The organism is Burkholderia pyrrocinia, assembly GCF_001028665.1.
Taxonomy (GTDB): Bacteria; Pseudomonadota; Gammaproteobacteria; order Burkholderiales; family Burkholderiaceae; genus Burkholderia; species Burkholderia pyrrocinia.
In genome coordinates, this window is the sequence record NZ_CP011503.1 from 2,046,611 (window position 1) to 2,064,404 (window position 17,794).

General features: G+C 58.1%; 14 protein-coding genes. 10 read left to right on the forward strand and 4 right to left on the reverse strand.

All coding sequences use genetic code 11. From position 1 onward, the window contains the following. The first annotated feature begins 45 nt into the window (after nucleotides 1-45). From ABD05_RS09420 to ABD05_RS35950, 7 genes are all read left to right on the forward strand, one after another. Nucleotides 46-1,227 (forward strand): polysaccharide biosynthesis/export family protein, encoded by a 1,182-nt coding sequence (locus ABD05_RS09420; protein ID WP_047899886.1) that lies wholly within the window; start codon nucleotides 46-48, stop codon nucleotides 1,225-1,227. 201 nt (nucleotides 1,228-1,428) lie between these two features. Further along, complete coding sequence (locus tag ABD05_RS09425) at nucleotides 1,429-3,777, forward strand: FkbM family methyltransferase (protein ID WP_047899887.1); 2,349 nt, start codon at nucleotides 1,429-1,431, stop codon at nucleotides 3,775-3,777. Continuing rightward, nucleotides 3,774-5,012, forward strand: coding sequence for a glycosyltransferase family protein (locus ABD05_RS09430; RefSeq protein ID WP_047899888.1), 1,239 nt, complete (start codon nucleotides 3,774-3,776; stop codon nucleotides 5,010-5,012). The genes ABD05_RS09425 and ABD05_RS09430 overlap by 4 nt, the downstream gene beginning before the upstream one ends. Before the next feature lie 82 nt (nucleotides 5,013-5,094). Continuing rightward, entirely contained in the window at nucleotides 5,095-6,774 is a 1,680-nt protein-coding gene (locus ABD05_RS09435) for a glycosyltransferase family 4 protein (RefSeq protein WP_047899889.1), read from the forward strand. A 74-nt stretch (nucleotides 6,775-6,848) separates the two neighbouring features. After that, on the forward strand, nucleotides 6,849-7,886 hold the full coding sequence (gene gmd, locus ABD05_RS09440; protein WP_047899890.1) for a GDP-mannose 4,6-dehydratase: 1,038 nt from the start codon (nucleotides 6,849-6,851) through the stop codon (nucleotides 7,884-7,886). A 3-nt stretch (nucleotides 7,887-7,889) separates the two neighbouring features. Continuing rightward, a complete protein-coding gene (locus ABD05_RS09445; protein ID WP_047899891.1) occupies nucleotides 7,890-8,786 on the forward strand; it encodes a GDP-mannose 4,6-dehydratase in 897 nt (298 codons plus the stop codon). Then, nucleotides 8,783-9,910, forward strand: a complete 1,128-nt coding sequence (locus tag ABD05_RS35950) for a glycosyltransferase family 4 protein (RefSeq protein WP_082146076.1) — start codon at nucleotides 8,783-8,785, stop codon at nucleotides 9,908-9,910. The genes ABD05_RS09445 and ABD05_RS35950 overlap by 4 nt, the downstream gene beginning before the upstream one ends. Before the next feature lies 1 nt (nucleotide 9,911). Here ABD05_RS35950 and ABD05_RS09450 read toward each other — a convergent pair whose 3' ends face one another. The 4 genes from ABD05_RS09450 to ABD05_RS09465 are packed head-to-tail and all read right to left on the reverse strand — an operon-like array spanning nucleotide 9,912 to nucleotide 13,809. Continuing rightward, complete coding sequence (locus ABD05_RS09450; protein WP_053059931.1) at nucleotides 9,912-11,171, reverse strand: glycosyltransferase family 4 protein; 1,260 nt, start codon at nucleotides 11,169-11,171, stop codon at nucleotides 9,912-9,914. A gap of 26 nt (nucleotides 11,172-11,197) precedes the next feature. Next, nucleotides 11,198-11,851 (reverse strand): ABC transporter ATP-binding protein, encoded by a 654-nt coding sequence (locus ABD05_RS09455; RefSeq protein WP_047899892.1) that lies wholly within the window; start codon nucleotides 11,849-11,851, stop codon nucleotides 11,198-11,200. Next, on the reverse strand, nucleotides 11,848-12,642 hold the full coding sequence (locus tag ABD05_RS09460; RefSeq protein ID WP_047899893.1) for an ABC transporter permease: 795 nt from the start codon (nucleotides 12,640-12,642) through the stop codon (nucleotides 11,848-11,850). The genes ABD05_RS09455 and ABD05_RS09460 overlap by 4 nt, the downstream gene beginning before the upstream one ends. A 12-nt stretch (nucleotides 12,643-12,654) precedes the next feature. Then, nucleotides 12,655-13,809: a KpsE/RkpR family capsule polysaccharide export protein gene (locus ABD05_RS09465; protein ID WP_047899894.1), complete on the reverse strand. Its 1,155-nt coding sequence runs from the start codon at nucleotides 13,807-13,809 to the stop codon at nucleotides 12,655-12,657. A 463-nt stretch (nucleotides 13,810-14,272) separates the two neighbouring features. On the opposite strand from ABD05_RS09465, the gene ABD05_RS09470 reads away from it, so the two are divergent. From ABD05_RS09470 to ABD05_RS09480, 3 genes are read left to right on the forward strand one after another with little or no spacing between them, the layout of a single operon-like run. Continuing rightward, on the forward strand, nucleotides 14,273-15,478 hold the full coding sequence (locus tag ABD05_RS09470; protein ID WP_047899895.1) for a capsule biosynthesis protein: 1,206 nt from the start codon (nucleotides 14,273-14,275) through the stop codon (nucleotides 15,476-15,478). Then, nucleotides 15,471-16,262: an SDR family NAD(P)-dependent oxidoreductase gene (locus tag ABD05_RS09475; RefSeq protein WP_047901144.1), complete on the forward strand. Its 792-nt coding sequence runs from the start codon at nucleotides 15,471-15,473 to the stop codon at nucleotides 16,260-16,262. The genes ABD05_RS09470 and ABD05_RS09475 overlap by 8 nt, the downstream gene beginning before the upstream one ends. Next, nucleotides 16,259-17,791 carry an LTA synthase family protein gene (locus ABD05_RS09480; protein ID WP_047899896.1) on the forward strand — a complete coding sequence of 511 codons (1,533 nt, stop codon included), beginning with the start codon at nucleotides 16,259-16,261 and terminating at the stop codon, nucleotides 17,789-17,791. The genes ABD05_RS09475 and ABD05_RS09480 overlap by 4 nt, the downstream gene beginning before the upstream one ends. Nucleotides 17,792-17,794 lie beyond the last annotated feature (3 nt).

A 17,794-nucleotide genomic window follows, 5' to 3' on the forward strand; every position in this document is an offset into this window, starting at 1 on the left:
CGTGCGACAATTTCCGCCTTCGCCAAATTCTGGGCCCGACGATACATGTTACGTTTGACTCGCAGCGTTTCTTTTGCAGCACTTTCGATCTGTACGGTTTTGCTTGTTGGCTGCTCCAGCATTCCCACGTCGGGTCCTAGCCGCTCCCAGATCGTTGCGGCTCCCGATCAAGTCCCTAATCCGGCGAATCCTCCCCGTATCCAGGTCGTTGACGTGACTGACAATGTTGCGCGTCAACTGTTCGCAGAACGCAAGCGCGGAGATTTTTCCTCGCTGCTCGGAAATGACTTGCGTTTTCGGCAGCAACTCGGGGTTGGCGACACGATCGAGGTATCGATATGGGAGGCGCCGCCAGCGACGCTGTTCGGCGTTGCGCAAACGGGGGATTCGAAAGCCGGGTCGACCAACGCAAGGGTGACAGTTCTGCCGGATCAGGTCATTGACGGGGACGGTACGATCAATATTCCGTTTGCCGGTCAAATCAAAGCTGTCGGGCGAACACCGGCGGAGTTGCAGCGTGCCATTGCTGTGCGCCTGAAAAATATGGCCCACGATCCGCAGGTGCTTGTGAAGCTTTCGCACAACGCCACTTCCTATGTGACGGTCGTCGGCGATGTCGTCAAGAACGATCGAATGCCGTTGTCAGCCCGAGGTGAGCGACTACTTGATGCGCTGGCAGCGGCGGGCGGTGTCCGGCAGCCTGTTGACAAGATTACTGTCCAAGTGACGCGTGGCGACCTCGTTGCTTCGCTGCCGCTCGAGTCGGTAATTCGCGATCCGCGGCAGAATGTGCCGCTGCGCGCGGGGGATGTTGTGACTGCGTTGTTCCAGCCATACAGTTTCACAGCGTTGGGTGCGACCGGCAAGAACGAGGAAATCAACTTCGAGGCGCAAGGTATTACGCTGGCGCAGGCGTTGGCGCGAGCGGGTGGCCTGCAGGATGCGCGTTCGGATGCGCAGGGCGTGTTCATCTTCCGCTTCGAGGATGCGAAGGCATTGCCGTGGCCCAACTCGCCAGCGCAGACGACGATCGACGGTAAGGTGCCGGTTGTCTATCGGATGAACTTACGAGATCCGAACGCATTCTTCGTTGCACAGAACTTTATGATGGACAACAAAGATCTGCTGTACGTGTCGAATTCGGCAGTTACCGAGTTGCAAAAATTCCTGAATTTGGTGTTTTCTGTTGCGTATCCGGTCACAACGAGCATTCAAACCTATAGATAAGGCAGGGGAAGCTCGGGCGATATTTGCCGTCCGGGCTTTGCTCTGCCGTTTGATCTGGAGCGGATGAACAGGCTGCGATGTGGTGGTTTGCGCGCAGCCATTCAGGTGAATGCACAAAGTATACGGCGGTGCGGCGATATCCTTATCGCCCACATCATCCACCCAGAGCGGAAAGCACGTTGGCTTCGAATTCATGGTCAGATGATTACTTCTTACGCACAAAATTTCGAAGACGTGATGTTGTGGCGCGCGCTGAAGCATATCGAGCGTGGCTTCTATATTGATATCGGTGCGCAAGATCCGCGTATTGATTCCGTCAGCCTGCTTTTCTATGAACAGGGCTGGCGCGGCATACATGTCGAGCCGACGCCATACTACGCTGAAGCGTTGAGGCGGGAGCGGCCGGACGAAACGGTGCTTCAGTCAGCCGTCGGCGGGGAATCCACTGCGTTGCGATTCTACGAGATTCCAGGGACGGGCATCTCGACTGCGGACGAGAAGATCGTTGAGCAACATAGGGTGCGCGGTTTTCAGGATCGGGAAATAGTTGTGCCGTGCGTGACGCTCGCATCGGTGTTCGAAGCCGTGGGCGATAAAGACATCCATTGGCTCAAAGTCGACGTCGAAGGGTTTGAGCGTCAGGTGCTTGATAGCTGGGGAGAGAACGCGGCACGTCCATGGATCGTGGTGGTCGAGAGCACGTTGCCACTCTCGCAGATCGATTGTCACGACGTTTGGGAGTCTGCGCTGGACCGGCGCGGATATAGTTTCGTTTATTTCGACGGACTGAATAGATACTACGTCGCCGAAGAGCGTCGCGAGCTCAAGCACGCATTCGAAGTGCCGCCTAACGTATTTGACGATTTCGCGCTCGGCGGCGAAGCGAGCGCACCGTTTCATCGTCAAATTGTCGAGCGCGACAACGCGGCGCTCGAGGCGACCAGAAAAGAATTGCGTCAGCATGATGAAGACAGTCAAGCTCGCATTCGAGCATTGCTTCGCGAAATCGAATCCCTCAATCAGCGTGATGCGGAAGGGCAGCTGGCGGCGCGGGACGAACTGCTGACGCTAGAGCGGAAACTGCGCGAACAGGAATGCCTGTGGGGTGAGCGTGACCGGGAACAGGCTGACGAACTTGCCAAAATCCGGACGGAGTTTGCGGCTACGCTCAAGCAATTGGCCGCCGTCGAGGAGGCGGCGCGCGGACAAATGCTCGAATTGTTGATGCGAGTGGATGCCACGCACGAATCCCAGTTGCGGGCGCATACTGAACAGGAGCAGGCGTGGCAGCGGATGTTCGATGAGCGCGAACGCTATTGGGCCGGTATGTTGCAGGAATCCCGAGATGAAGTGCGTGCGTTATCGGAGGCGGCTCGGCAGCAAGTGGAACAGGCGAAGGATGTCCTCGAGCATTCGGCTGCGGTCGAGCAGGAGGCGCGGCGCCAAGTAATCGAGGTGTCGGAGCGAGTTGAAACGATCCTGACGTCGCAGTCGAAAGCACATGCCGAGCATGAGCGCGCGTGGCAGCACACGCTCGATGAGCGGGAGCTCTACTGGACCGAAACCTTGCAGAGCACCCTTGCCGAAGTCGGGGCATTGACCGAGGCGGGGCGACAGCAGGCAAGGCAGGCGGACCAGGCGCTCGAACGGCAGGCCCGCACACTTCGGGAGGCGGCCGAGGTTGAGCGTGCTCGATTAAGCGATCATTTTGCGACGGAACTGGCCGGGTTGCGTCGGTCGCATCAAGATGAGCGGGACAGATGCCGCGCGCGAGAAGTCGAGTTGATTCGGCAATGTGAAGTGGTCGCGGCATCTGCATCGGAAGAGCGTGAAAAAATTCGGTCGGATTACTCGGCTGAAATAGACGTCTTCAAGGAGCGCGTGCTTTCGATGGCTGAAAGAAGTGCTGCGTATCTATGGGAAGGATATCGTGTCGGGCGAGCGGAGCGCGCGCGCGGTTGGTTTTCGAGGGCGTTCTCGCTAGGAGCACCCGACGCGGGAATTGACCTGAAGCATCTTTCTCAATCAGTGGATTCTATGAGGGCTACGGGGTCAGCGGAACAAGGTGTGAACCACATGAGAAAATTGAAAATCAACTTCCAGCCGGAGTTTGTCCTTCGTGGCGACGGGAAATACGGTCTAGAGGACTTCCTTTTGCTGCATGACAGGAATTTCGTTCGAGCGGCTTATCTTGCACTATTGAAGCGGGAGCCGGACGAATACGGTGAGCGGCACTATCTGAGCCGGGTGCGCGCAGGGGTGAGCAAGGCTATTATTTTATCGGATATCCAGAATTCGAAAGAGGCTCGGCGACATAATGTCAGAATCGCGCATCTGAGGGGTGCGATTCTGGCGAACAAATTGTTTGGTGTTCCGGTGCTTGGTAGCCTCATTCAGGGCGTTTGCTTCTTCTTCAGCGTCAATCGCCATCTCAAGGATCTTCGCGCGCTCGAAAATCACTTGATCAGGATGGGGGAAGAGATGCAGCAAAATTATCAAAGTCAGATGGAATTGTCTGCAAAATCTCATGCAACGAGTAACGGCAAATGAAGATATTGACGCTAAGCACGTATCCGATCGGAACGCCAGCACACGGCGGCCAACATCGGGTGGCGAACATCGTGCGGGTGCTGCGCGCTGCTGGACATCAGGTGCAATCCGCAGGTGTACTGGGAAGCGATCAATACGCGCCGGAAGAGTATTTTTGCGAGTACCCAGGGCATGAACCGCTACGGCGATACATCTCGAATCCGCTGTTGATGGAGGATTGGGCAATCGGCCGTCTCTATGCTGAGGACGATGAGGCCTATCGATCGCTCGCCAGCAAGATCGACTCGGCCCCGGATTTGATTCTGATCGAGAACCCCTGGCTGTTTGATTTCGCGAAGCGATTCGTAACCGAAAGAAAACTGAATAGAACAGTGCTGATCTACGGTTCCGAAAATATCGAAAGCCAGTTGCGCTATGACATCGTTGCTCAGTATCTGACGGTTGAAGACGCGGAACGAGCTCGCGACCTGATCCGCGAAACTGAACTCAAGGCGTTGCGCAATGCGCATGGCGTATGTGCGGTATCGCAGGAGGATCTCGAGTGGATGCAGTCACGCACGGGGGCCAAGTGCATTCTTGCGCAGAACGGCGTCGCGCGTCGGACCGTGACAGTTGATGGTCTCGAGCAGGCGAACCGAGTTGCCCAGCACCGGAAAATCGCATTGCTCTGTGGCTCGGCGCATCCGCCCAACATCACCGGATTTTTCGATATGTTCGGCAGTGGCGTCGGGTGCATTGCACCCGACGAGGCGATCGTTCTGGTCGGTGGCGTTGGCCCATCGATCGCAGGGGATGCTCGTTTTCATCGAGCGGCCGGCTTGAGCCGGGCGACCATTTCCGCAGGAGTCGTTTCGGAAGAGTGTCTCCAGGGACTGCTGACGATCGCACATACGATCATCCTGCCGATCACGCACGGTGGCGGCACCAATCTCAAGACGGCTGAAGCACTTTGGGCGGGCAAGCACATTGTCGCGACATCAGTTGCGATGCGCGGGTTCGATAAATTTGCCAACGCGGAAGGCGTATCGATCGCAGACGACAGCCGCTCATTCGTGGTCGCACTGAGAGAGTCCATGGCGGCTGCACCCTTGCGGCTTACGCAGCAGGAAATGGCCGGGCGAGAATCGGTGCTTTGGGACGAGACGCTGCGCGAGCTTGTTGACTATGCGACCGGCTTTGGCGTGAAGCGATCGTCTACCGCAGAATTCAAGCAGGGACTGCAACAGCAGGCCTGAATGCAGGAAGAGTCAACACACACGCTGCCGTGGCGTCTCCTGGATGTCGAGGAGATGTCGAGTTGTGAAGAAAGGATGATGCATGCCGCAAAATAATGCACCGCTGATTTGGATGAACGTCACGACCAGTGCAAACTGGAACCGCCCCCCCGTTGGCATCGTTCGTGTCGAGCAGGCGCTCTGTAACGAACTCGAGGCGTTGTACGGAAAGCAACGCTTCCGGAAGTGCATCTGGCGAGAGGGGCAGTTCATCGAGTGGGCAGAGCCCGTCGGCGAGCGGTCGTCTGAAATTGACGACGCCATCGATATGATGCTCCCCAAGACTGAGTCGTTTGATCTGTCGCGACGTTTCATGTATCGGGCAATGGAGTTGTTCGGCAAGAAATCAGCTTCGCAAAGCGGGGCGCGCGGCGTGCAGTTCGAGGTGCCGACCGGCGATCCGCAATATCGTCTGTCACCTGTCGCGGGCGATATTGTCGTGTCGATCGGATTGGACTGGGACCAATCCTATTCCTCCGAGTTTTACAATCTACGGAAAAAGAAGGGCATTCACGTCATAACGTGCTGCTACGATCTGATTCCGGTGTTGTTTCCGCAATATTGCGTCGGCGACGTATCGAGCCGATTCAAGGAGTACTTCAATTCCCTCGCGTGGGGCTCGACCGCTGTCCTGTGCATTTCGGAGCAGACCAAGAAGGACTATCTCGATCTTTGCGACAAGATCGGGTCTCCGATCCGCCCGTCTCATGTCATTCCTCTCGGCGACAATGTTCCGACAGGTGAAGGCGAACTCGGATCGGAAGTGCAGGCAGTACTCCGGAAGCCGTTCATTCTCTTCGTGTCGACAATCGAGCGGCGCAAGAATCATGAAATCCTGTACCGCGCATATCATCGTCTGTGTCGGGACGGGCACGGTGACGCGTTGCCGAAGCTTGTATTCGTCGGGATGCCGGGTTGGGGAGTCGGTGATTTGCTGAAGGACATCGAGCTTGATCCGCTGACGCAAGACAAGATTGGGCAACTAAATCACGTCACTGACTACGAGTTGATGCAGTTGTATAAACACGCGCTATTCTGCACGTATCCGTCTCTGTATGAGGGCTGGGGATTGCCGGTCGGCGAAGCACTGGCCATGGGCAAGGCGGTCCTGAGTTCGGATCAAGGTTCGCTGCCGGAAGTCGGTCGGGATCTGGTCAGGTATCTGCCGGCCTGGGATGTTCATGCATGGGCACATGCGATTCTTGAGTGGTGCACGACACCGGCTAAGGTGGCAGAAATCGAGCGCCGTGTGAAGAAGGAATACCGGGTGCGCACGTGGTCGGACACAGCGAGCGTAGTAAAGGGCGTTATCGATGGCGTTCTGGCTGACGGCTCGAATGCGGGTATGTCAATTTATCCTGGGCACGATTGCAGTACGCAAATCGGCATTCATGTCGGGTCAGGGTTGCAGGGCACCGGAAACGACGGATTTTTGATGTATGGTCCGCACCGTTCGATTGAAGTGGGGAACTACACAGTGAAGGTATTTGGCGTCGCGGATGTCGAAAAGGACGCCAATCTGTTGTTCGACTTCGTCGCGGATGAAGGGCGGCAGTGCCTGTGGCGGGGCGACGTGCGATTCCCCCGGGCAGCGTCGGCGAATGAATCTCTTGTCGTGGAGTTCAATATCGATGTCGAGCGAACGCTCGATGATTTCGAGGTGCGCTGCATCGATCGAGGCGCGCGTGCGCAGCTTACGCGACTGGAAATCTCGAAGCGGTAAGGTGAATCGAACGAATCGAAAGCTAAAGGAATCGGTTCTGAGGATCAAGTTCAATAGAAGCGAGTGAGTAAAAAATGAGCGTTACCGCAATCATCACTGGTATTACTGGGCAAGACGGCGCTTATCTTGCCGAACTCCTGCTCGAGAAGGGCTATGTCGTCTACGGCACTTACCGCCGCACGAGTTCCGTGAATTTCTGGCGGATCGAGGAACTCGGAATTGCTGCGCATCCGAATCTGCATCTGGTCGAATACGACTTGACGGATTTGAGCTCCAGCATTCGTCTCCTTCAACAGACCGGTGCGACGGAAGTTTACAATCTCGCGGCGCAAAGCTTCGTCGGTGTGTCGTTCGATCAGCCGGTAACGACGGCTGAGATCACTGGAATTGGCCCGCTGAATTTGCTCGAAGCAATCCGCATCGTCAATCCGGCGATTCGTTTCTATCAGGCGAGCACGTCCGAAATGTTCGGTAAGGTACAGGCGATTCCACAAACCGAACAGACACCCTTCTACCCGCGTAGTCCGTATGGTGTCGCCAAGCTCTATGCGCACTGGATCACGGTCAATTACCGCGAGAGCTACAATATTTTCGGGTGCAGCGGGATCTTGTTCAACCACGAGTCGCCGTTGCGGGGTCGAGAGTTCGTTACCCGGAAAATCACTGACAGCGTTGCGAAGCTCCGCCTCGGTAAGCTTGACGTGCTGGAACTGGGCAATCTGGATGCAAAGCGCGATTGGGGTTTCGCAAAGGAATATGTCGAAGGCATGTGGCGCATGCTTCAGGCCGACCGGCCGGATACCTATGTGCTGGCAACCAATCGGACGGAAACTGTGCGCGACTTCGTTAGCATGGCTGCGCAGGCAGCCGGATTCGAACTTGCCTGGGAGGGGCGCGATGAACACGAGATCGGTATCGACCGGACGTCGGGCAAGACGATCGTGCGCATCAATCCCAAATTCTATCGACCGGCCGAAGTGGAATTGCTGATCGGTGATCCGCAAAAAGCGCGCGATGCGCTCGGCTGGAGGCCGACCACGACTCTCGAGCAACTCTGCCAGATGATGGTCGAGGCGGATATTCGCCGCAACGAGATTGGTTTTTCTTTCTGATTCATGGCGAAAGTACTAATTACCGGGATCGGCGGCTTTACAGGCCGCTACCTCGCGCGCCAGTTGGCGGCGAGCGGCCATGATGTATGTGGGCTTGCCCATCGGGCGGGCCCGAGCTGGGAGTGGCCTACTCACGTTGTAGACCTGCTCGACCGTCGGCGGCTGTCGGAGATCGTCGAGCTCGAAAGGCCGGACATGGTTGCGCACCTTGCTGCGATCGCGTTCGTTGCACATGATGATATTAGCTCGATTTACCAGACCAACGTGGTCGGCACGCGGAACCTGCTCGCAGCGTTATCGTCGTCTTCGCATCAACCGGATGCAGTGCTTATTGCGAGCAGCGCGAATATCTACGGTAACGCTGATTGCGAAGTGATCGACGAATCGGTGCCCCCGGCGCCGGCCAATGACTACGCGGTCAGCAAGCTGTCGATGGAATATGCCGCCCGACTCTGGAGCGAGCAGTTGCCGATTGTATTCGTGCGGCCATTCAACTATACGGGCGTCGGTCAGGCTGAGAATTTTCTTCTGCCGAAGATAGTCTCATGCTTCCGTTCGCATACCCCGGTTCTAGAGCTCGGAAATCTCGATGTGATACGGGATTTCTCCGACGTACGGGCGGTCGTCGCGATCTATGAACGGTTGTTGACCGGCGCGTTTGCAGGTGAGACGTTTAACGTCTGCTCGGGTACTGGCTACTCGCTTCAGGAAGTGCTATCCATCATGGAGAAACTGGCGGGCTATCGACCTGAAGTTCGCGTCAATCCGAACTTCGTGCGTGCGAACGAAGTTCGCAAGCTGGTCGGTGACGACAGCAAATTGCGTCGGGCTATCGGCGAAGCGCCGCGGCCGATTCCGTTGGGCGACACGCTCAAGTGGATGCTGGAGAGTGTCGATTGAAGTTGATTCTCGCAGTCGACGCGATCGTTCCGCCGCTGACCGGCATTGGGCGATATACATGGGAGTTGGCGAAGTACTATCGAGCGGCACCCGCTGGCGATCTTGATGCCGTCCTTTATTACTTCGCGGGGGAATGGGTTGGCGATCCCGGGCAACTACTAGATGGCCAACCGCGGCGGAGCGTTGCAGCGCGCCAAAATGGGGGATTCTGGTCGCGTGCTTCTGCCGCCATGAGGAGTTGGCGGCAACAGCGCGCGCTCCGAACACATATCTTTCATTCTCCGAACTATTTCCTGCCGGAGTATGTGGAAGACGGAGTGATTACGGTTCATGACCTGTCCGTTTTCAAATACCCGGAGACTCACCCGATAGAACGCATTCGCCATTTCGAGCGAAGCTTTGCGTCGACACTGCGTCGCACCGCACATATCATCACCGATTCCGAGGCTATAAAACGAGAAGTGTCGGAGTATTTTGGCTGGTCGCTGGACAATATCACCTCGGTTCCCCTTGGGGTCCCGCCGGAATTCAGGCCTTACGATCGCGAAGATCTCGTCGTTGCGCTGAACCAGTATCGTCTATCTCCTGGCGCCTATACGCTTTGCGTATCAACGCTGGAGCCGAGAAAGCGAGTCGACGCATTGCTTGCAGCGTATTCGGCGTTGCCTGTTGATTTGCGGGGCCGTTACCCGCTCGTGCTTGCCGGGAGTTCGGGTTGGCTGAACGACGAGTTGCGCGGAAGGATCGCGAAGGGTGAGGCAGAAGGGTGGTTACGGTATTTGGGTTTTGTTCCGGAGCCTCTGTTGCCGCTGCTCTACGCAGGAGCGCACGCGTTTTTTTTCCCGTCGCTCTACGAAGGCTTTGGCCTACCGGTGCTGGAGGCGTTCGCAAGCGGCGTGCCGACGCTTACGTCCCGTTCCTCGTCGTTGCCCGAGGTGGCCGACGGCGCTGCATGGCTTGTTGAGCCAGGAGATGACGCATCGTTGCGTGACGGAATTGAGCGTGTAATTTGTGATGGGGAGTGGCGCACAGCTGCGGTCGCTCGCGGGCTGCAAGTTGCGAGTGTGGCGACCTGGACGAGATGTGCGGAGCGTACGCTGGACGTGTGTCGAAGATTAGCCTGAGTTATCTTGCAGCCAGCTCGATCACGAACGTTGCTAGTTGTTTGGCGCTCGCGGCCCAACTGATCGGCTCGATCGAGCCGCTGCGTGGCGCAGCACCTGTCGCAAGTTGTGTGAGCCAGTCGGACATTTGGCGTGCGAGCATGTGCCCGTCCGAGGCCGAGAAATAGGTCGCATGTTCGCCGGCAACTTCGCGAAATACGGGGAGATCACGCAGAAACAGCGGCTTGTCGTGACGTGCGGCCTCGATAATCGGAAGTCCGAAACCTTCGGCCTCGGATGCCAGGATGAGACCATCCGCCTGCGTGTAGAAGGTTTCCAGTTGCGCATCATCGACTTCGCTGAGCCAAAATAGCGACCTGCCATTTTGCGGATGCCGCGCTAGGCGTTCAACGAGCTCATCTACGTGCCATCCTTTCTTGCCGACGATCACTAACGTTGGTTGCTCGCCGTTGTCCCACAGCAAGTCGAGTGCGTCGAGTACCTGTGCATGCGCTTTGCGGGGCTCGATCGTGCCAACCATCAACAACATTGGGCGAGCAAATCGCGCAGATACGGAGTGCGACGCAGCTTCGTCGACGCGTGCACGATCAAGTCTGTCAGCACCAAGCTCAAACCAACGTGCCGGAATCTCTGCTCGAGCAAGACCGAAGCGCTGCTGCATCAGGATATCCACGTTGCTCGCGACGGTGCGCGATATGCACCAGAATTCATCGGCGTGAATTGCAATTGTGGATAGCCAATGTCGGAACGAGCGATGCGCGCGCGGAGTGAACCAACGATGGTGTTGTAGTGGAAGCAGATCGTAGACGACGAACGCACACCGCACGCCTTGCTTTCGCCACGCGAGCAGATCGTGCTGCCGTCTCGGCAGGATGCGACTGGTAAGGTCGAGACCTAGGAAAATATCACCGTTCGCAACATCGACGGGTGCACCTTTCGGCGTCGTGTCGTAAGGCGCGAGCCCGAGCAGATGATCTGCGTAGTGGAACGGGATTGTGCGAGTCGCCCAGACGGGGCGCACCTCGAATCCAGCGGGGGGTGAGAGCAGGAGCTGCGTTAACAACGAGCGGACAACCCGTTGAATGCCGGTACCGGCATCATGAACCGCGATGATGGATACGTCGACGAGCAGTTGGCGGCGCCTCGCTGGTACTCGGTGTGCCGGCACCAATGCGCGTGCGGCATTTCTGGCAGCGGGCGTGCGGCGCGCCGACAACCATATCGCAGTGAACTGAAGGGCGGCGGCTTTGAAGTGATTCAAACGGCCAGCGTTGGCAGTGCGGGGTGTCAGGCGGCGTTCTCCTGATAGAACGCGTAGGCTTCCTCGACCACGTCGAATGCGTGCAACTTGCCCGCAATCAGCACTGCCGCGCGATCACAATGTTCCCGTATGTAGCTTGCATCATGGCTCACAATGATCAGTGCGCGGTCCTTGCGTCGTTCGAACAGTTCGTGATGGCACTTCGCGTGGAACCGGCTATCGCCGACTGCGACGATTTCGTCGATCAGGAAGCAATCGAATTCGATGGCCATTGAAATTGCGAACGCAAGGCGAGCGCGCATCCCGGCGGAATAACTCTTGACCGGCTCACGCAAATAGTAGCCGAGCTCTGAAAATTCCTGAACGAATGGTTCAGCTGCCTTCGCGTCTGCGCCATAGACTCGACAGATGAATCGCAAATTGTCCATGCCGGTCAGGCTGCCTTGGAACGCGCCTCCGAATGCGAGCGGCCAAGACACCTGCATGCTCCGACGAATGCGGCCGGCAGTCGGCAGTTCGGCCCCGCTGATCATTCTGATCAACGTCGATTTTCCGGCCCCGTTGCGACCCAGAATGCCGACTTTTTCGCCTTGCCGAACCTGCAGATTGACCTTGTTCAGTACGCGTCGCGTGCCTTGCCGCGTGTGATAGTCCTTGCAGACGCCTTCGAGTTCGATCATTCGGGTTCCACTCTCATGCTTGCATCGCGCACGAAATAGAGACCGATCAGCAAAAGGATCATGTCGCTGAAGACCATATACGGGATGCTGTAATGCGGCTTGACGAGCGAGCCGAAGTAGCCGCCCCGGAGCATTTCCGTGCCGTGCACCATCGGCAGTAGCAAAATGACTTTCTGAAATTTCTCTGGCAGCCACGACACCATGAAAATCGAACCGGACAGCGGGAACATAAGATAGGCGACGGTGTGCCAGATGCGGTCCACCGCTTCGCTGCGCTCGGACAGTGCGCCGATGATGAGCGCGAGCCCGGTACCAAATACTGCCAAGTGAAGCCATGCGCCGATGATCATCGTCAGGTCCTCGGGCGGCTTCATCATGCCTGCGGCGATGAAGAGGACGGAGAGAAACGTAAACGACATCGTGGCGCCCGATATTTCCAGCAGGAGGCGGGCGAAGAAAAAATCGACGACGCGCACGTTGCGGTGATAGAGCAGCGCCTGATTCGGAAGGATCGCAAGTGCGCAGCGATTCGCGCAATTGCGCCACAGCAGAACGGGAGAGTAGCCGGTGATCGCGAATGCCGTTATCGGCAATGTCGAGCCGTGCGTTGCCTTCGTGAGCGTCCACAGCATGAGCACGCCCACCGTAAACATCATCGGCTCGAAAAAGATCCACAGAAAGCCGATGTTGTGCCGGCCGAATCGCGTCAGTATTTCTCGCATCAGCAGAGCGCTCACAATGCGCGTCTGAATTGTGAGCGAGCGAGATAGCGGAGTATCGTGATGTGCCATTGCCGCTAGCTATCAGTCGTGGTGCTCACGCACACCCGCGAGCAGCAGGCTCAGGATGCCCCAGGCGATCATGCCGAGCGCGAAAACCTCGAAGATCGACTTCAGCCGTTTCGGCTCGATCGCGACGTCCGGCGTATTCGGCTGAACGAGACGCTCCAGGTAGAGTTGCTGGCGTTGTGCCTCGGCGCGTGCAGTTTCCATGGCCGCCATTGCGGATGCGAGCTGCTTGTCTGCAAACTGAGCATCGAGTTGCAGGCGCGTATAGCTCGCTGTCTTGTTCGACAGTGAGTTCCTGCTCCCTGCTACGCCACCCGTCGCTTCCTTGATCTGTTGTTCGGTCTCGCTGATGCTGTTTTTGAGGACGGCGACCTGCGGATTTTGCGGAGCGATCGACTGCAGTTGCCGCAATTGGGTCTGGGCGGCAAACAACTGGGTCTGCAGGCTCGTAATCTGCTGCAACTGGAGCGCAGATTGCTTTTCGGGATCGAAGACCGAGTTCGAGTTTCTGTACGCGGCGAGCGCGACCGCGGCATCCTTCGCCTTGGCGACGGCTGCGTCGACCTGACGCTGTGCAAATTGCACGGTATCCGTAGCTGCGCGTTCGTTCATCCGGTTGACAAGCCGTTCGCTTAGCGTCAGAAGCTGAGAACTGATCCTGTGTGCGTCCTCGGCCGTGTAGGCGCGCACCTGCAGAGTCGTGATGGACGAAGCGGAGTCGAAATTGACTGACACGATGCGCTTGCCGTAATACTTCCACAGCGATTCGAAGCTACCGTCGAGCGTCGCATTGAAGCGACTGAAAAAGTCACCCTGCTTCGAGTATGCGTCGAGGACGTAGTTTTGGCGGTTGAGCTCGGTGAGTGCATCCCGTGACTGGATGTAATCGATGACGGGATACGCGTCATCTTGTCCGCGCCCGAGACCAGTGCCCTCCAATAGGGCGCCAACCATACCGGTTTGTGCGGCCCGCTGCGCGCTACGAACCACGAAGCGCGACTCGGACACGTAGACGTCTGAAGCGATGAGGCCGTAATAAAGGGTCGCGATGAGCGTAGGTGCGGCCACTGTCACGACAAAAAGGCGGTTGAGCCTTTTCAGGCGTCCAAACAGGTTCGCTTTCGGTGTTCCGGACGTAGAGATTGAGGCGCTGCCAGATACGTTTTCCAACTTCCATCCATCCAGGCTGATTAGCTCTGCACATACTGTCAAAAGGGATATTCTCTCCTTTCGACTAAAGAGCGGATTCAATTTAATGACACGGTCACGAAGCGGTGGTAGCGGGGGCATTGCTGGCCCTTTCGATCACCTGTCGCACCGTCTGGACGCAGGCGGACGACGTCCGGCCAGCTGTAGCATTTCTACCGGACGACGAAGCGCGGCGGCCAAGGAGCGGGGCGGCTGATTATAGCGAGCGAGGGGGGATTGTGCTATCTCTGGTCTCGTCGCGTTACATTTGCGCAAATACGGCGGCGCGGCTCGGCGGAACCAATTTTTCTTTTCGGGTGAGAGGTGTTATATTCACCGGCTCCTAGAAAGACGAGCGGTCAAGCCGCCAGCTGGAAAATTTAATAGCTAAAAGGGCCGATAGAGTCTTTCTTCGGTCGGGTCAATTCGCCGGTTGGTATTTTCGATGCCTCGCTCATTTCTTGTGCTGCAAGGCACGGCTTCGTCGTTTTTCAGTCGGCTCGCGGATGCCTTGATCGAGCGGGGGCACGTGGTACATCGCGTTAATTTCTGTGGCGGCGACTGGTTCTACGGCAGGACACGCAATCCGCTCAACTACGTCGGACGGGTTTCCGAGCTTCATGCTTGGTATGGCGACTTCGTTCGCCGGGAGGGTGTCACCGATGTTCTGATGTTCGGTGACTGCCGCGAAGTTCACCGGCACATGCATTCTGTCGCCGAGCACTTCGGTCTGCGCGTACACGTGTTCGAAGAGGGCTACGTCCGCCCGCACTGGATTACGCTTGAAAGCTACGGCGTGAACGGCCGCTCGCGAATGCCGGTGGATCCGCTGGAATACATGAAGTTGCGCAAGGTCATCCCGGCCGCCGAACCCGGAATGCCAACCGGTTACAACCTGTACGAGCGGGTGTTTCACGACATCACGTATCGGGTCGCCAACGCGCTGCTCGCGTGGCGTTTTCCGTTCTATCGCAGTCACCGGCCGAAGAACGGCGTGTTCGAGTACACGGGGCTCGCGGTTCGAGCCTCGCTGCAAGGCAAGCACCGGCGGGAGGCAGAAGTAGTTACGCGCGAGCTGCTGGCGAGCGGCCGGCACTTTTACCTGTTTCCGCTTCAGCTCAACTCCGATGCGCAGATCGTCGTGCATTCGCCTTTCGGCGGTGTGCGGGAAGCGATTGATTACGTGGTGCGCTCGTTTGCCCGGCACGCGCCACAGGACGCGACGCTGCTGATCAAGAATCACCCACTCGACACCGGCATGATTGAATATCATCGCTTCGCGATGTCGATCGCGCGCGAGGCTGGTATCGGTGATCGCGTCCGCTTCATCAACTCGGGCCACTTGCCTACGCTGCTCGAACATGCGCGCGGCGTGGTTGTGGTGAACAGCACGGTCGGGTTGTCGGCGTTGCACCATGAGCGCCCGCTAGTTGCACTCGGGACCGCTATTTATAATATGCCCGGCTTGACCTGGCAGGGAAAACTCGACGATTTTTGGCACGGTGACGAGCTGCCGGACATGCACCTCTATCACGCCTTCCTGGACTACGTGATGCATCACACGCAAATCAACGGCGATTTCTACACCCGAACCGGTATCGAGATGGCGGTCGCGGGTGCGGTCGAGCGCCTGGATCGCGCGGATGCCTGATCAACTGCCGCGGTGCATCGTCATTACCGGCGCCAGTGCCGGTCTCGGCCGCGCGCTCGCGCTCGGCTATGCCCGACCGGGCACGACGCTCGGCATTGTCGGTCGCAATACCGCCGAAGTTGATATAACGGCGGCGGCCTGCCGTGCGCGGGGCGCCATGGTCGACACGGGCACGATCGACGTGCGCGACGCCGAGTCGACTGCCGCATGGCTGGCCGATTTCGACACCCGTCACCCGATCGACCTGCTGATCGCGAACGCTGGCGTGGCCAGCACGATCGCCGACGCGAGCGACTGGGAAGACCTTGAGCGCACGGCTCGCGTCATCGACACGAATCTCTACGGTGCATTGCATACGGTCCTGCCGGTCGTCGACCGGATGCGTGAGCGCAGGCGCGGCCGAATCGCGATGGTCAGTTCGATCGCGGCGCTGCGGGGCATGGCGATTTCCCCGGCCTATTGCGCGAGCAAGGCCGCGATCAAGGCCTATGGTGATTCCGTGCGGCCGCTGCTGGCGCGCGACGGTGTAGGTGTGACCGTCATTCTGCCCGGCTTCGTGAAGACGGCGATGAGTGACGTGTTTCCCGGCGACAAGCCGTTCCTCTGGAGTGCCGAGCGCTCGGCCGCATACATTCGCCGGCGGCTCGATGCGGGACGAAACGAGATCGCATTTCCCGGATTGCTCGCGTTTGGCATGCGCCTCCTGCCGCTTCTGCCCGCCGCGGTTGCCGACGCGATCCTCGACCGTCTGTCTTATCTGCCGTCGAAGGATCGGGTCAATTGAGTGCGCGTCTTGTCGTGACGCTGGCCGCCACCGTTGTGCTGTCGTTCGCGGTCGATGCGGTCGCTGTCCCGCGCGCGCCGCTGAGGCGGCCAATGCTGTCGTCAGTGCTTCACATTCTTTCCGTACTCTTCTTGTTCGACTTGATGTTCGCCGTCACGTCGCGGCCGCTATTTTCGGCCTGCGCGTCGCTCGCGCTCGTCGGCCTTGTCGCCGCCGTCAGCAATGCGAAGTACGAGTCGCTGCGCGAGCCGTTCGTATTTACCGATCTGAGCCTTTTCAGCCAGTTGTTTTCGCATCCTCGTCTATACCTGCCGTTCCTGAGCGTCGGCAAGGTTGTTGCGATCGGCGCGGGCATCGTGTTCGTGATCGCGGGTTTCATCGTCGAGCAGCTCGTGTTTCCAGGCTCCCGCGCGTTGGCTTGGCTCGTGGCGGCGCTGCCGTTCGCGCTTGCCTTTCCCGTCGCCGCGCGCTTGCCTCTCACGCTCGATCCGTACGTCGACCAGTGTCGCCACGGTTTTTTTGCCGTGTTCGTTGCTTATCTGCTCAACGGCCTGCGTCCTGCGACGTTCCGGCGGTTTCGCGAGGCTGTGGCGGCCGGGCCGTTCGCAACCGGTGAACCGACGCGGCACCCTGACGTAATCCTGATCCAGAGCGAATCGTTCTTCGACGCGCGCCGGCTTGGCGAGGCAGTCGCGCCGGAACTCTTCAGGCGCTTCGACGACGCGCGTCGCGAGGCTGTCTGGCATGGTGAGATGACGGTGCCTGCCTGGGGCGCAAACACCATGCGCACGGAATTCGCGGTGTTGACCGGCACGGAATCCTTTTCGCTCGGGTATGCGCGTTTCTATCCCTATGCATTTGTAAGAAATAAAATCGCGTCACTCGCGTCCTGGCTCGGTCGTTGCGGCTACGACACAGTCGCGATTCATCCCTATTACGCCGATTTCTTCGGACGCGACCGGGTATTTCCGTTGCTCGGCTTTACGCGCTTTCTCGATATCCGTCACTTTGCGTCGGCGCGCCGTGCGGGGCCTTACGTGGCGGATACCGCGGTCGCCGAGGCGATCATTGCAGAACTTGAGGCGGCGGGTGGCGACCGCCCGCGCTTCGTGTTTGCAATGACGATGGAAAACCACGGCCCGCTGCACCTCGAGCAGGTTTTGCCCGGCGAATCGTCTTCACGGCATACTCTTGGCGAGGACGCATCCTGGCGTGATCTGACTGCATATCTGCGGCACATTGAAAATGCGGACGCAATGATCGGGCGCTTGCTCGATCATTTGCGCACCAGCGATCGTGAAACGGTCGTTTGTTTCTACGGCGACCACGTTCCCGCTCTGTCTCATGTTTTTCATAAACTGGACGTTAATCCGCAACACAGCGACTACTTCATTTGGCGGAATTACGGCGCAGTTGCTCCCGAATGCCGGAACTTGGCCGCCGAGGAGTTAGGGTCGGCACTGCTGCATGTGGTACAAGATCACGGAAATCGCGCGGAAGAACCGCACGCATCCGAGAAAGCGACATAAAAG

Coding starts and splice junctions, on each gene's coding strand:
- ABD05_RS09425 (WP_047899887.1), top strand. CDS start 1,429: ATGATTACTTCTTACGCACAAAATTTCGAAGACGTGATGTTGTGGCGC.
- ABD05_RS09435 (WP_047899889.1), top strand. CDS start 5,095: ATGCCGCAAAATAATGCACCGCTGATTTGGATGAACGTCACGACCAGT.
- ABD05_RS09455 (WP_047899892.1), bottom strand. CDS start 11,851: ATGATCGAACTCGAAGGCGTCTGCAAGGACTATCACACGCGGCAAGGC.
- gmd (WP_047899890.1), top strand. CDS start 6,849: ATGAGCGTTACCGCAATCATCACTGGTATTACTGGGCAAGACGGCGCT.
- ABD05_RS09430 (WP_047899888.1), top strand. CDS start 3,774: ATGAAGATATTGACGCTAAGCACGTATCCGATCGGAACGCCAGCACAC.
- ABD05_RS09460 (WP_047899893.1), bottom strand. CDS start 12,642: ATGGCACATCACGATACTCCGCTATCTCGCTCGCTCACAATTCAGACG.
- ABD05_RS09445 (WP_047899891.1), top strand. CDS start 7,890: ATGGCGAAAGTACTAATTACCGGGATCGGCGGCTTTACAGGCCGCTAC.
- ABD05_RS09470 (WP_047899895.1), top strand. CDS start 14,273: ATGCCTCGCTCATTTCTTGTGCTGCAAGGCACGGCTTCGTCGTTTTTC.
- ABD05_RS09420 (WP_047899886.1), top strand. CDS start 46: ATGTTACGTTTGACTCGCAGCGTTTCTTTTGCAGCACTTTCGATCTGT.
- ABD05_RS09475 (WP_047901144.1), top strand. CDS start 15,471: ATGCCTGATCAACTGCCGCGGTGCATCGTCATTACCGGCGCCAGTGCC.